We start from the raw sequence: 15391 nt of genomic DNA, 5'->3' as shown, positions 1-15391 counted from the left end.
CGTGCCCTGTCCTCTACAGGTCACATGGACGTCGCCCACTTATCGGCCAGCCGAAACAGAACTTTAAAGAACGCCCGAAGCCCCAATCGCAAATCCGTCACACTTGCGCGCTCGCGCCGTTTGCGGCATCGGGATGGGGTCACACCCCTTGTCAGTCGATGGGAAACAGCTTCCCGAAATTGGCGATCTCGAGAACCTGATGAACGCTACCCTTGGCATTCGCCAAACGAACCGTCTTGCCGGCCCCCTTGGCCTTATCCCGCAGCATGAGCAACATGCCGAGCGCGGAACTGTCGAGGTAGGCCACGTTCGCCAGATCGACGGACACTTCCGAGGTATCGGGGCTGCTCAACGCCCTGTCGACCGCATCACGAAACTCCCGATGGGAGTTGAAATCGAACCGGCCGGAAAGCTGGATCCGGGCCTGGTTTTGCTGGGTGCTGACTGTAGTATCCATGTAATGCCTCTGCTATGACTCGCTCCGGCGACATGCCGACAGACGTCACCCTCGCATTTTCACACTTTTCCGCGCCGCTCACCGCCCCGCAGACGCGCCAGCACACGCTGGCCGACATCCTTGAGGGAAACGACCTCGTCCAGCGCACCGATGCTGGCAGCCTCCCGCGGCATTCCGTAAACGACGCAGGAGTCCTGATCCTGGCCGATTGTCCACGCTCCGGCCTTATGCATGGCCAGCAAACCCTGCGCACCATCCTTACCCATGCCGGTCAGGATCACCCCCACGCCATGAGCCCCGACCTGACTGGCCGCCGAATGGAACAGCACGTCGACGGCGGGTCGGTGCCGGTTCACCGGTTCCGACTGAGCCAGCTCACACACGTAGCCACCCGCAGCACGACGCACCGACAAATGGGAATGCCCAGGCGCCAAGTAGGCAGTTCCCGGCATGACCCGCTCACCGTGCTCGGCCTCCTTGACCCTCACGCGGCACAAGCCATCCAGCCGTTTGGCGAAGGACGCGGTGAACATCTCGGGCATGTGCTGCACGAGCAGGATGCCGGGCATTTGCGCCGGCAGCGAACATAGCACTTCCTTGATCGCTTCGGTGCCCCCGGTGGACGCGCCGATCAGCACCAGGCGTTCCTGGAGGACCCTTTCAGGTAACCCGCCTGAACTACCCGGAACAGGCGCCGAGAGCTCTCTCTGCAAGGAACTGGCCCCCATCGACGCCGCCGCCGCTCCCCTGGACTGCAGGCGGGCACTGCAAGCAGCTCGGATCTTGTCACAAATTTCTACACGATAAGCCTCGATACCGGCCGGCAGATCGAGCTTCGGCTTGGGCAGGAAATCGACCGCACCCAACTCCAGGGCCTGCAAGGTCGCCTCGGAACCACGCTTCGTCAGGCTCGAAATCATCACCACCGGCATGGGGCGCAATCTCATCAGACGCGCCAGGAAATCGAGTCCGTCCATGCGGGGCATTTCGATGTCGAGGGTCAAGACGTCTGGATTGAGGGTCTTGATCATCTCGCGGGCGGCGATAGGGTCGGGTGCCACACCCACGACCTCCAGATCGGGGGCGGAATTGATCACCTCCGACAACAGACTGCGCATCAGCGCCGAGTCGTCGACGACGAGAACCTTGATTGTCATGCTTCACTTCCAGATCAGGACGGAACCCCAACGTCCCGTCAGCCAAATAGTTCAACGTCACCTTGTACATTGTCGCGCCGCAGGCGGGCTTCATATTCGCGCTCGCGGGCAATGAGCGTGTCATTCTTCACACGCACCAGCTTCTTCATCATGACGCGCCCGCTGGCGGGAAAGAAATAAACCTTACGCGGATAAATGTCGAGCAGATCCTGCGCGACGATCGGTATGCGCTCGGTCTTGAGGTAGTTGAGCACGAATTCGGCATTCTTCTCGCCGACCTGGGCCTGGCTCAGGCTCGCCAGCACCTTGCCTCCACCGAACACCTTGGCTTCCAGACTGCTGCGACGGGCCCCGAGCTTGAGCAGATGGTTGAGCAGGACCTCCATCGCATAAGCACCATAGCGTGCCGACGTGGACAGCACGCCGCCATCACCGCCGTTCTCAGGCAGCATGAAATGGTTCATGCCTCCCAGCCCCTTGTCCCTGTCCCTTACGCAGGCGGTGACACAGGACCCCAGCACCGTAACCAGGACGATGTCGGACGTGGTCACGAAATACTCCCCCGGCAGCACCTTTACCGCATCGCAGTCGAAAGTCCGGTCGAAATAGCGATTGTTCGCCAGATGTTCCACGTAACCCGGGTCAGCGTGCACGAGCGTCGGCCCTTTCGTAAACAGTCCGGCCGAGAGACCGGAAAAGATCGGCCGAATGCAGGAAGCTCTCTGAATGGCCGGCGAACAGCAATCCGTCCTGCTTCAGAAGCGGCACGAAGCGCTGGAGGATCCCATGCTGGGTCGGCTTGTCAAAATAGATCATTACATTACGACAGAACAGCGCGTCGAAAGGCCCCTGCACCGGCCAGCTCTTGTCCAACAGGTTGATGCGCCGGAACTCGATCAGACGCTGTAATTCCGGACGCACGCGGGCATAGCCATCCTGAGTTCCTGTCCCCTTCAGGAAGAAACGCTGCATGCGCTCCCGTGACAGACGCTCGACCCGGTCCAGGCCATAAACGCCCTTTTCAGCCGTCGCGAGTACGTTGGTGTCGATGTCGGTGGCAATGATATGCACCGGTGGGCTCAGGCTGTTGAAGGCCTCGCAGGCGGTGATGGCCAGGCTGTAGGGCTCTTCTCCCGTCGAGGCAGCACTGCACCAGATGCGGAATGGCGAGCGCACAGTGTGCTTCTTGAGACGTTCCGCCAGAATCTCGAAATGATGCGCCTCCCGGAAGAAGGAGGTCAGATTAGTGGTCAGGCTGTTGACGAAGGTTTCCCATTCCTGCGGCTCGCGCTGGGCCCGATCCAGATACTCGCTGAAGGTGCGGTCACCCCGGGCACGCAGACGGCGGGCCAGGCGGCTGTACACCATGTCCTGCTTGATCGGTGACAGGGAGATGCCGGCATGGCGGTAGATCAGGTCACGGACGCGCTCGAAATCGGCTGTCGAGAACTGGAACTCACGCTCAGGCGCAGAGGGGTCGTGCGCCCGCAAACTGCCGACGGCGGGACGCACGGCCGCGCCGGTGCGGGAGGCCGCGCCAGACGGCGGCAAGGGGCTACGGGAAAACGGTTTATCCGACATTCAGTCGCTTTCTAGAACTCTTCCCACTCATCATCGATGTCACTACCGACCGCCCCGCCAGTGCGCCGAACCTTGGGCAGGGGCGCAGCAGCCCGTACCGCAGCTGGTCGCACAACGCGCTCGGGCAGGCGCGACACATTATTGGTCGGGCTCGACTCCACCGCGGGGGAGACTGACGGAACGACGACCTGCACTCCCGACTGCAAGCGGAACATGGCCACGGAACGGACGAGGCTGCGGGCCTGATCCTCCAGACTCTCCGCCGCCGCCGCCGCCTCTTCCACCAGCGCCGCGTTCTGCTGCGTCACCTCGTCCATCTGGCCCACCGCCTGCGTCACCTGCTCGATCCCGCCGCTCTGCTCCTGGCTCGCTTCCGCAATATCCGTCACCAGCGCCGACAGCTTCTGGAAGTTCGACACCACGTCTTCCATCGTCTGGCCCGCCTCGTTGACCAGCCGCGCACCGTCTTCCACCTTGTCCACGCTGTCCGCGATCAGCGCCTTGATCTCTCGCGCCGCCTGCGCGCTGCGCTGCGCCAAACTCCGCACTTCGCTCGCCACCACCGCAAAGCCCCGCCCCTGCTCACCCGCACGCGCCGCTTCCACCGCCGCATTGAGCGCCAGAATGTTCGTCTGGAACGCTATCGAGTCGATCACCCCAATGATGTCCGCGATCTTCTTCGAGCTCTCCTGGATCGAGCCCATCGTGTCCACCACCCGCGACACCATCTCACCGCCCTGCACCGCCACTTCGTTGCTCGAACTCGCCAACTCCCGCGCCTGACGTGCGTTCTCCGCGTTCTGGCGCACCGTCGCGTTCAGTTGCTCCATCGAGCTCGCCGTCTCCTCCAGGCTGCTCGCCTGCTCTTCCGTGCGCGCCGACAGGTCCGAGTTCCCCGCCGAAATCTCCTGCGCCGCCACGTTGATCGACTCCGACGCTTCCTTGATCTGGCCCACCACTTCGCGCAGACGCTCCACCGTCGTGTTCGTGTCGTCCTTCAACTGACCGAACGTCCCGCTGTATTCCGCCGTGATCTTCTCCGTCAAATCACCACGCGCTATCGCATTCAGCACACGCGCAAGGTCGTTCAGGCTACCCGCCACGCCTTCCATCAAACGATTGATGCCATCCGTCAGATCGGCGAAGAAGCCCGTCTTGCCTTCGCGCTGCAGACGGGCGGAGAAATCGCCATCGGCCGCCGCCGACACGATGGCCTGAATCTCCCGCTCCGCAGCCAGTTCATCGGTACGGTCACGCCATTCACCCACCGACCCGAGACGCTCACCGCCGGCATTGAAGATCGGGCTGGTCACGACCTCGAAAGTACGCCCGCCGATCTCCATCATGCTGCGTGTCGTCTGTTGCAGAGCCGCCAGACGCTGGCGGGCTGCAGACGAATCGGCGTACAGACGGGTGATGTCGCTGCCGACAAAGCTGTCCGCACGAAAGTCCGGCACGCTCTTGCTTATGACCCCCTCGATCCCGCGAATGGTCTTCAGCAGCGCCGGATTGGCGTAGATGACCCGGCCATCGGGCTCGGCGATCCGCACATTGGTCTCGACGCTGTCCAACGCCTGGCGGATACGGGCGTTCTCATCGCTGACCCGCTTCTGTTCGACGATCTCGCTACCCAGCTTGACCTGCATCGACTCGATGGCCTGCATGACACGCCCCACCTCGTCATTGCGACTGACATCGATCTGGTTGTCGTAACAACCATTGGCCACGCTCTGGGCTGTTCTCACCATCTCGCCGAGCGGACGCGCTACCAGGCTGCGCAACAAGATGAAAAGAAGTCCCGCCAGCAATACCGTAGCCAACAGACTGATGCCCAGCAGGATCGCACCGATATTGCGGGACACGCTCTCGAACTCATCCATGTAGGTGCCGCCGGCGATCAGCCAGTTCCATTCCGGAAAGCTGTCGAAGGCCACCACCTTTTCCCGCGGCGACGTCTCATTCAGCTCTGCGTTCAGCCACGGGTAACGGATCACACCGTGCTTGCGCTCCAGCATCTCGCGGATGAACTGGCGCCCACCGGCATCCTTTGAGTCCAGAACACTTTGCCCTTCCTTGGCCGGGTGGACGACCAGCGCCCCCTGAGTCTTGCCGGGCGTCGAATCCAGCACATAGGCGTAGCCTGAATCACCAAAACGGATGGCCTTGATCTGCGCGCGCAGAGCCGCCATCTCCTCGGCAAACTTGCGTCCAACGAAGGTCGCCCCAATGACTTTGCCGCTTCCATCCTTGATCGGCGCATAGCCCGTATAGGCATCGGCGCCGAACAGCACGGCCTTGCCCACATAGCGCTCCCCCGCCAGCAGGCGGGCATAAGCAGGATTGTCGTGGGCCAGGGTGGTGCCGACAGCACGCTCTCCGTTCTCCTTCTTCACTGAAGTCGCGACCCGGTAGAACTCATCCCCCTTCCGCGCAAAGAGCGTCGCCACCGCACCGCTCGCCGCAGTGAAGCGGTCCACCTCCTGGGTGCGCTGGTTCATCACAGTACCGCCGTTGAGCAGCACCGGCATCCCATCCCCCGTCGTGTTGACGGAGAAACCGTCGCCCAGACTGGACGCAAAGAGACTGCCGAGCCTCTCGGTTTCGACCCTCAGGCTCTGCGCCTTGGATTCGACCAGAGCCCGCGCCGCGGCGACCTTGTCGGAGACCACGGCCAGCCCCTGCTCCTCCAGAGACTCGCTTGCACGTCCGCGCATGTACGCCGAACCGGCCCCCAGGATCACCGCCATTACCAGGGTCGCGATCAACGCCGTACGCGCCGCCAGGGACAAACCGCCCAACCGGCGTCCGATCAGGAGCCCGAAGCCGCCGGACACAACCTTGCCATCGACGATCTGCTTTGAGCCGGCCTTGCCTTCACGGAACTGGGCATAACCCGCCTCGGCGCTGCGAATCTTCTCCACACTCGCCTTGCGCCGCACCGACATGTAGCCAAGTACCCGGCCGTTGTCGAAAATCGGTGAGGCATGGGCTTCGACCCAATAGTAATCCCCGTTCTTGCAGCGGTTCTTGACCATCCCGACCCAGGGACGACCGGCCTTCAGGGACTGCCACATGTCGGCAAAGGCCTCCACCGGCATGTCCGGGTGGCGGACCATGTTGTGGGGCTGGCCGAGCAGTTCGTCTTCGGTGAAGCCGCTAATCGTGATGAAGTCGGAATTGATGTAGGTGATCTGTCCCTTGAGATCGGTCTTCGACACGATCAGCGTCGTGTCCTTCAGCTCGACCTCCCGTTGGGTCACCGGCATATTTATTCTCATCTCGCACCCTTCCCTGGCCAACGACAGATAGCGACCAATGGCTGATCAAACATTCAGAACTCTTCCCACTCGGCTTCGGCCAGATTGACCGCGCCAGCCTTCAACTTGGGCAATGGCGCACCAACCTTGCCACCTTTGTCGCCCTTGCCTCCCCCGGTACGGGATGGCAGCGGCGTGACACTGGCCTTGCTGGCAACCGGCACCGGCGCTGCAATGGAAAGGCCACCGCAGCTTTGCTTCATGCGGCGGATCTCCTGGATGGTTTCATCGGACAGCACCGAAAACTCATTCAGCAGCAGACGCTTTGCCCCCGCTTCGTCCCCATCCTGCTTGGCGCGGATGACCGCACCGGCACATGCATGGAAATCCGCATGCTTGCTGCGCAGACGGGGGAAATGGGGATCGCCGGCATAGCGCTTGCCTTCACCGTGGATCCAGCAACCGAGCACGCACTTGTCGTCCCGGGAAACCACGGCAGGATCCAGGAGCTCACCTTCACCGGCCAGATAGTTGCGGAGCTTGTGCTTCCAGCCCATGTGGGCCTGGATCACCCCGTCGAAATCAAGACTGGCGGGGGCAGCTGAATCTCCGGCCGAGGCGGACAAACGGAAGGTCGCCACGGAGCGGACGAGGCTGCGGGCCTGATCCTCCAGACTCTCCGCCGCCGCCGCCGCCTCTTCCACCAGCGCCGCGTTCTGCTGCGTCACCTCGTCCATCTGGCCCACCGCCTGCGTCACCTGCTCGATCCCGCCGCTCTGCTCCTGGCTCGCTTCCGCAATATCCGTCACCAGCGCCGACAGCTTCTGGAAGTTCGACACCACGTCTTCCATCGTCTGGCCCGCCTCGTTGACCAGCCGCGCACCGTCTTCCACCTTGTCCACGCTGTCCGCGATCAGCGCCTTGATCTCTCGCGCCGCCTGCGCGCTGCGCTGCGCCAAACTCCGCACTTCGCTCGCCACCACCGCAAAGCCCCGCCCCTGCTCACCCGCACGCGCCGCTTCCACCGCCGCATTGAGCGCCAGAATGTTCGTCTGGAACGCTATCGAGTCGATCACCCCAATGATGTCCGCGATCTTCTTCGAGCTCTCCTGGATCGAGCCCATCGTGTCCACCACCCGCGACACCATCTCACCGCCCTGCACCGCCACTTCGTTGCTCGAACTCGCCAACTCCCGCGCCTGACGTGCGTTCTCCGCGTTCTGGCGCACCGTCGCGTTCAGTTGCTCCATCGAGCTCGCCGTCTCCTCCAGGCTGCTCGCCTGCTCTTCCGTGCGCGCCGACAGGTCCGAGTTCCCCGCCGAAATCTCCTGCGCCGCCACGTTGATCGACTCCGACGCTTCCTTGATCTGGCCCACCACTTCGCGCAGACGCTCCACCGTCGTGTTCGTGTCGTCCTTCAACTGACCGAACGTCCCGCTGTATTCCGCCGTGATCTTCTCCGTCAAATCACCACGCGCTATCGCGTTCAGCACACGCGCAAGGTCTTCGAGACTCGTGGAAACGATACCCATCAGGTTGTTCATGCCTTCGGCGACCATCGCGAAGATGCCAACCTTGCCCTCGAGGGACAAGCGACGGGCGAAATCGCCGGCCACCGCGGCGTCGAGCAGCCCGGCCAGCTCCCGCTCTACCCGAACCTCGTTGGTACGATCCTGCCATTCCACCACCGACCCCAGACGCGTGCCCTGCGCATCGACCACCGGATTGGCCACCAGCGCAAAAGTGCGCCCACCGACCCGGACATCGGCCTTGTGCTCGCCTTGCAGACGGCCGAGAACGTTGCGCTGGTGGGCCGGATTCTGATGGAAGTCGTCGAAATTGCGGCCAACCAGACCGGCAGCACTGAAGTTCGGCAGATCGCGACGGATGTCGGCTTCTGCGGCGCGCAGCATGGCCAGCACCGCCTCGTTGCAGTAAACGATCTGCCCATCGTTATCCGCCAGCATGATGTTGGTCGACGCCTTGTCCAGTGCATTGCGCACCCGGAGATTGACCTCCGCTACCTCGTGCTCGGCGAGGAACCGCGCCTTGAGACTGGCCTGCATGCCATTCAGGGCGGTGGCGATTTCGCCAAACGCATCGTTCGAAGTGACATTCACAGGGTCGTCGAGACGACCATCGGCCATGCGCCTCACCCCGGCCTGAATCTCGCTGATGCCATCCAGCATGGTGCGGCGGAACCCCAGGAACAGGTAGCCCACAACCAGCAGGCTGAAACAGATCACCCCGACTGCCGTCCAGCGCGCCATGAACAGACGCTCCAGACGCACCCGCACATAGCGATCGAACTCCAGTGCAGCCACGTCCAGGATCGCATAGCTTGCATCCACCGCTTTGGAACCCTCATCGAACACCTGCGCGGGGCTGACCGTAACAACCGCCCCTTGCAGCACCTGCTCGTTGATCAGGCCCCCGAAGGCCTTGGTCGCCACATCGAAGTTCTTGCCCGGAACGTCCAGGCGGGCGCGTAGCCCCGGATCGTTGCTGCCCACCTTGGCAATCGCCGCCTCAACGACCTCACGCCGGTCCCCCAGGCGCCGCATGAACACGCTCATGTCGATCCGCTCGGCCTCCGTGCTGTGCTGACGGCTGGCGAGCGCCGTGCCCAGGGCCCGTGCCCGTCCCGCATCCTCGGCCAGCGCCGGGAGACGCACGGTAAACATGTCCATCAGATAGTAAGTCTCGAGTTCCGGATCGAGCGTGGCATTGCTCTTGTCCGCAACCAGATTAATAAAGCCTCGGACCCGGGCGATGTACTCGGTATGCAGCGTAAAGCTCTCAGGCCCGCTGACACTGACGGCCTTCGCCTGCACCTCGCTCCAGCCTTGGCGCAGCGACGCCCAGTCCTCAGCGACACCAATGCTCGCGCCAAAGCGCGCCGTCGCGGCGTCGCCTTCTGCAATAGCCTTGTCCACCTGGACCCGCAATTCGGCAAGTTTGCCGGCGAGGGCCGTATTGCCACCGATCAAGCCCTGGGCCACCCCACGATGGGCCTGAAGCGCCTGCATCAGATGGCGTGCGGGCATCACCAGCGGCACCGCCTGGGTCTCTTTTTCGGAAAAACGGATATCCCCTTCAACCCGATCCAGCAGCATGTACGCCAGCACCACCACGGACACCATGGCTATCAAGCCGAGCAGGAGCATTTTGCCTTGCACGGACAGGCGGTTCATCACTCCGACCGCAGGAGAGAGGAGGGCATTCATGACGAAGACTTTCTTAGGAAGTGGTGACGGGCGACGGCGGGACCAGGAAACCTAAGCCGCAGCCTCATCCACCAGAGCCATTTCACTGGAGAGCATCAAGCGCTCGATGTCGACCACGATCAACATCCGCTCGCCGAGCGCGCCAAGCCCCATGATGTAAGCCGTATCCACCGACGACGCAAAATCGGGCGCCGGGCGGATCTGTTCGGGCTTGAGAGCAATGACATCGGACACCGCATCGACCACCATGCCCACCACCCGACCGGCGATGTTGAGAATGATCACCACAGTGAAAGGCGTGTATTCCGCGACGCCAACGGAAAACTTGATGCGCAGATCGACGATCGGCACGATCGTGCCGCGCAGGTTGATGACCCCCTTGATGAAACTGGGGGCATTGGCAATGGTCGTTACCGCATCGTAGCCACGAATTTCCTGAACCTTCAGGATGTCGATGGCGTACTCCTCGGCACCGAGGGTAAAGGTCAGCAATTCCTGCACGGCACCGGAGTCTTCGGGCTCCTGCGTGGCAGTGGTATGGGCGGCCTGCGGCATGGCAACACTCCTCCAAGGGAACACTTGCCTTTACGGCACGAGGCACCTTTTCTGAAGCCAGCGAAGGCGCTGGCGACACCAAAAATAACCCTCGCCACGGGCAGGCGCCGCCCCAACCGAAGGCGGCACCTGCACGCTCAGGCCGCGGCCGGCAGCACCCGCCGAGCCATCCCCACCAGCATCGGCACATCGAGGATCAGCGCCACCCGCCCATCCCCCATGATCGTGGCGCCGGCAATACCCTGCACCCGACGGTAATTGGCTTCCAGGCTCTTGATCACGACCTGGTGCTGACCGATCAGCTGATCGATGAACAGCGCAGCGCTCTGTCCATCCGCCTCGAGCACCACCATGATGCCCTTCGACCAGTCGGTGATCGCTGCGGGGATGCGGAACACCTCATGCAGGCAGACCACCGGCAGGTACTCGCCGCGCACCTGGATCAGACGCTCCACGCCGGACACGCTCTTCATCATCCCCCGCTCAGGCTGCATCGACTCCATCACGTAGCCGAGCGGAATGATGTAGGTTTCCGGCCCGACGCCGACGCTCATACCATCCAGGATCGCCAGCGTCAGGGGCAGACGCACGGTGATACGGGTTCCGATACCTGCCATCGAGTCGAGCTCGATGCGCCCGCCCATCGCCGAGATGTTCTTCTTCACCACATCCATGCCGACACCCCGCCCCGACACTTCGGTAACCTGATCGGCAGTCGAAAACCCCGGCTCCATGATGAGCTGCCAGACCTCCTGATCGCTCATGGCGTCACTCACCGCCATCCCGCGCTCCCTGGCCTTGGCCAGGATGCGCGCACGGTTGAGGCCCGCCCCATCGTCGCCGACTTCGATAACGATATTGCCGCTTTGATGATAAGCGCTGAGGGTGATTGTTCCAGTTTCCGATTTGCCCGCCGCACGCCGCTTCTCGGGGGTTTCGAGGCCATGGTCGAGGCTGTTGCGGACCAGGTGGGTCAATGGGTCCGTGATGCGCTCGACCAGGCTCTTGTCCATTTCGGTGCTCTCGCCGATGGTCTTCAGCTCCACCTGCTTGCCCAGCTTGTGAGACAAGTCCCTCACGACCCGCGGGAACCGGCTGAACACCACCGAGATCGGCATCATCCGGATCGACATCACGGACTCCTGCAGATCGCGTGTATTGCGCTCCAGCTGCGCCAGGCCGTTGATCAGGCGTTCGCAGATGACCGGATCCACATTGACAGCAGCCTGAGTGAGCATCGCCTGGGTGATGACCAGTTCGCCGACCAAGTTGATCATCTGGTCCACCTTTTCGACGCTAACCCGGATGGAACCGCTGTCGCCAGCGCTGGCGGCACGTGCGGACGGCTTGCGGGCAGCCGGAGAGGGAGCCACGATAGCTGGAGCAGGAGCCCCCTCGGCAGCGCGCACCTCGACCGGCTCCGGAGACGTCGCCTCCGCCATGACAGGCAAGGGCTCGAACAGGCCATAGGCTGTTTCCTGCACCGCCTGGACGGGCGACTCAGCATCGAGCACCGGCAGCTCGGTAAAGAACCCATAGGGCTCTGCGGCCTGCTGCCTGGCCAGCAGGCTGGCCACCTCCTGTTCGTCGAAAAATCCGTATGCTTCCTCGGCAACCCCCCTTCCAGACTCGGAAGCGGGGAGAGGCTCAAAGAAACCATAGGCGTCATCACTGCTGCGCCATTCGTCGGCCCGCACAGGTTCCGGGATATCCTCGAAGAAGCCATAGGCTTCATCATCACCCGCACCGGCAGCAAGCGGCTCGATGCGCAGGGACGTGGCCTCGGCCACGAAGTCAAGGATGCCTCGCAAAGCATCGGCATCGACAGCGGTCACAATGCGAAGGTGACAATGACGCTCGCCCGGCGTCGGCGCCTCCAGCACATCCACCGTCCCAAGCTGCCTGAGCTCGGATAGCAGGTCCGCAAACGCATCCCGCTCGCCGCCTACATCGCCGACCAGCGTGAACAGCAGATCAAATCCGGCGGACTGCCGCAGCAGCTCAGGCTGCATACTGGACAAGGGGGACGCCACGGGCTCGGCGCGCGCCGCCTGACGCGGCACATCGAGGGCGCGACACAAGCCTTCGAGCCGGTGACAGATGGCCTCAGCAGCAGGCCGGTCCGCCTCGTCCTCGCCCCGATGAGCCGCCAGCAGATTCTTCAGGACATCACCGGCCACCAGCGAGGCATCGACCATGTCATCCGTCAGGGGCGCCTCACCCTTGCGCACGCGATCGAGCATGGTCTCGAGGATGTGGGTGACCTCCATCATGTCCTGGAAGCCAAAGGTCCCGCTCGATCCCTTGATGGAATGCGCTGCCCGGAAAAGGGCATTCACATCCTCCGGATCGGGAGCCACCGGATCGATGGAGAGCAGCAACGCCTCCATGCTCGCCAGATGCTCAGCGGCCTCTTCAAAGAAGACCTGATAGAACTGGCTCATATCTATGGCCATGACTGCCTCCCGTGATGCCCGCCCTACGACAGCGTAATCAGCCGATCACCTTCTTGACCACTTCGATGAGCTTCTGCGGATCGAAGGGCTTCACCAGCCAGCCCGTGGCACCCGCGGCACGCCCCTGGGACTTCATCGTGTCGGAGGACTCGGTGGTCAACATCAGGATCGGCACCGAGCGATACTGGGGCATGGCCCGCAGCGACTTGATCAGAGACAAGCCATCCATGCGAGGCATGTTCTGGTCGGTCAGAACCAGATTGCAGGCCTTGGCTTTTGCCTTGTCGAGACCATCCATGCCATCGACGGCTTCGATGACTTCGTAGCCAGCACTTTTCAGGGTGAATGAAACCATCTGCCGGATGGAAGCAGAATCATCAACAGTCAGTACGATCTTGGCCATCGTCTATTTCCTAGGGTTCTTAAAACTAAAACAAATCGATCTCGCCATGCGAGACTTCCTGGGCACGTCCGCTCACGCGCTCTTCGACAACGACAAGTTCGGCAATCCGCCGCTGGACAGACTCGGCAGCATGCTGCAGGGAGCGGACATCGCCCACACCGGCAAGCCGGATTTCGCCCATCATGGCATCCAGTTCCTTCTCCACAAGGCCGAGTCCTTCGATCCGTCGCTGTACGCGCCCGATCAGTTGGGACACGAGATCCTGAAACTGCAGCGCCGTCACCGCGCGATTCACCTCCGCGTCCATCGCATGGGTATGCTCACCCAGTTCCCGGATGGCTCCGCTGCGAGACTTGTTGAGCGCCTCCATCGACGTCAGCACCCGCTCCACCTGCTGCTTCGACTCCAGCGCAAAGTTCATGTCCGTGGATGCCAGCTTGGCAATCGCCTCTTCCGTCCCCTTCACACCTTCCCGCATGGACTTCATCACCACAGCGATCTGCTGGCTGAACTGGGTCGTACGAGTAGACAAATCCCTCACTTCATCGGCCACCACTGCAAAGCCACGACCGGCCTCCCCGGCGCGGGCCGCCTCGATGGCTGCATTAAGGGCCAGCAGATTGGTCTGCTTGGCAATCGCCCCAATCTCACCGAGGATCGTTTCCACATCGCTGGCCCGCTTGGAGATGCGATCGGTCAGTTCCACCAACTCCATGCCCAGCTTGCTGTTGGTAACGACGCTATCCACCACCCGCTGCATGACTCCGGACGTATGAGCGACAAAGCCATCGAAGCGGCTGATGCCATCGACGGTATCCCCTTCCTTGGCCAACCCAAGGGCAATCACCTGCTGCTCATTGGTGGCGGCCAGGATGCCCTGAAAACTCTGCGTCAGCGTCACAATGGCTCCGGACAACATTTCCTCCACCCGCCGAACTTCGTCCAGCACCGCTTCGTGCTGCCCCCGGAACCCCTGGATACTTTCATGCAACGCCTGCTCCACAGTAGCCAACCCCGCACTTCCCGACGGAGGAAGGTCACCCGGTACATCGCCCGACGAATTCCGCCCCTGCAGCAAGAGCAGCCCTCCCCAGCCAACAGCGAGCAGAGCGCAGGCCAGCACCTGCCAAACATTGGCTTCGAGAAGAACAGCCGCCACGCCAGTGATCAACAGAGACCACACCACACCGGCTAAAACTGCATTTGATCGTGACATTTTCCTAGCACCTGGCCAATCGGATCACCGAAAGCCGCTTGTCGCCATTCGCAAAATCGCCCACGCAGACAGGACTCACTGCGCAGGACGTGTGCCTTTTACCATGCCACGGCGAATATCCGTCGCATCCATATCATCACCACTGCTGACCTCCAGGGTCCGATTGGTACTCGCTTTCAGCGCAGCCTCGGCATGCCGGTTGAGCACGATGATGCTGATCCTTCGGTTGATGGACGCATTCGGATTTGCTGCATCGAGTGGCACGGTATCGGCGAGACCGACAACCCGCACCATTTTTCCTTCGGCAAGCCCCCCTGCAACCAGTTCACGCCGCGAAGCGTTGGCACGGTTCGCGGAAAGCTCCCAGTTCGAAAAGCCTCGCTCCCCTCCCGCATAACGGGTCGAATCGGTATGCCCGGAGAGGCTGACATTGTTTTCCACACCATTGAGTGTCGAACCGATGGCACGCAACAACTCTTGCGTATATGGCCGGAGTGTGGCGCTGGCGGAATCGAACATCGGTCGGTTCTGCTCATCCACGATCTGGATGCGCAGGCCTTCCGATGTGATATCCAGCAAGAGCTGGCTCTTGAACGCACGCAAGCTGGGGCTGGCTTCAATGATCGCCTCTATCTGCCCCTTCAAATCCTCGAGCTTGGCCCGCTCCTTCCGCTCCTCGTTCTTGCTCTGGACGCTCTTGCCGTCATCCCCTTCCGGCTTGGTCGCGCCCTTTGCAGCCTCGATGTTGACCGAGCGCTTGCCATCCACGTCGCCACGCTTCACCTGCCCGACGGAACGCGTCAGATCCTGCCCCCCGCCGGCAATTGGGCTGAGTGCATCGCCAGCCCCGGAACCGCCGTTCATGGCAACCTTGAGAGGCGAACTGAAAAAATCGGCAATCCCTTTCAAATCCCCCTGCGCGGTCGAGCCCAGAAGCCACATCAACAGGAAGAAAGCCATCATCGCCGTCACGAAGTCGGCGTAGGCGATCTTCCAGGCACCACCATGGGCTCCGCCGCCGCCTTTCTTGATTTTCTTGACGACAATTGGCTGCTGGGTATCGTCGCTCATTCAGCGCCCCC

Annotated in this window: 11 protein-coding genes; all 11 read right to left on the bottom strand. The window is 62.1% G+C overall.

The features are described from left to right. Positions 1–151 precede the first annotated feature (151 nt). The 11 genes from B4920_RS00745 to motB all read right to left on the bottom strand — a co-directional run bounded on the left by B4920_RS00745 (position 152) and on the right by motB (position 15380). Positions 152–457, bottom strand: a complete 306-nt coding sequence (locus B4920_RS00745) for an STAS domain-containing protein (protein ID WP_079432690.1) — start codon at positions 455–457, stop codon at positions 152–154. Between the two features lie 59 nt (positions 458–516). Continuing rightward, positions 517–1614, bottom strand: coding sequence for a chemotaxis response regulator protein-glutamate methylesterase (locus tag B4920_RS00740; protein ID WP_079432689.1), 1098 nt, complete (start codon positions 1612–1614; stop codon positions 517–519). A 38-nt stretch (positions 1615–1652) separates the two neighbouring features. Further along, entirely contained in the window at positions 1653–2267 is a 615-nt protein-coding gene (gene cheD, locus B4920_RS00735; protein WP_079432688.1) for a chemoreceptor glutamine deamidase CheD, read from the bottom strand. Beyond that, positions 2257–3195: a CheR family methyltransferase gene (locus B4920_RS00730; RefSeq protein WP_079432687.1), complete on the bottom strand. Its 939-nt coding sequence runs from the start codon at positions 3193–3195 to the stop codon at positions 2257–2259. Before B4920_RS00730 ends, cheD begins: the two co-directional genes overlap by 11 nt. A gap of 11 nt (positions 3196–3206) precedes the next feature. Continuing rightward, the gene (locus tag B4920_RS30815) at positions 3207–6461 is read right to left on the bottom strand and encodes a Cache 3/Cache 2 fusion domain-containing protein (RefSeq protein WP_305847109.1); all 3255 of its coding nucleotides are present in this window, start codon (positions 6459–6461) and stop codon (positions 3207–3209) included. A gap of 65 nt (positions 6462–6526) precedes the next feature. Further along, on the bottom strand, positions 6527–9679 hold the full coding sequence (locus tag B4920_RS30810; RefSeq protein ID WP_079432685.1) for a methyl-accepting chemotaxis protein: 3153 nt from the start codon (positions 9677–9679) through the stop codon (positions 6527–6529). Between the two features lie 51 nt (positions 9680–9730). Continuing rightward, positions 9731–10234, bottom strand: coding sequence for a chemotaxis protein CheW (locus B4920_RS00715; RefSeq protein ID WP_079432684.1), 504 nt, complete (start codon positions 10232–10234; stop codon positions 9731–9733). A gap of 137 nt (positions 10235–10371) precedes the next feature. Continuing rightward, on the bottom strand, positions 10372–12690 hold the full coding sequence (locus B4920_RS00710; protein ID WP_079432683.1) for a chemotaxis protein CheW: 2319 nt from the start codon (positions 12688–12690) through the stop codon (positions 10372–10374). A 37-nt stretch (positions 12691–12727) separates the two neighbouring features. Then, positions 12728–13093, bottom strand: a complete 366-nt coding sequence (locus B4920_RS00705) for a response regulator (protein WP_079432682.1) — start codon at positions 13091–13093, stop codon at positions 12728–12730. Positions 13094–13118: 25 nt separating this feature from the next. Then, a complete protein-coding gene (locus tag B4920_RS00700; protein WP_079432681.1) occupies positions 13119–14309 on the bottom strand; it encodes a methyl-accepting chemotaxis protein in 1191 nt (396 codons plus the stop codon). Positions 14310–14384: 75 nt separating this feature from the next. Further along, positions 14385–15380 carry a flagellar motor protein MotB gene (motB, locus tag B4920_RS00695; protein WP_079432680.1) on the bottom strand — a complete coding sequence of 332 codons (996 nt, stop codon included), beginning with the start codon at positions 15378–15380 and terminating at the stop codon, positions 14385–14387. Between the last annotated feature and the right edge of the window lie 11 nt (positions 15381–15391).

Source organism: Zoogloea sp. LCSB751 (genome assembly GCF_002028455.1).
Lineage (GTDB): Bacteria > Pseudomonadota > Gammaproteobacteria > Burkholderiales > Rhodocyclaceae > Zoogloea.
The sequence above is the reverse complement of the archived record's forward strand: the minus strand, read 5'-3'. Positions and strand labels throughout refer to the sequence as shown.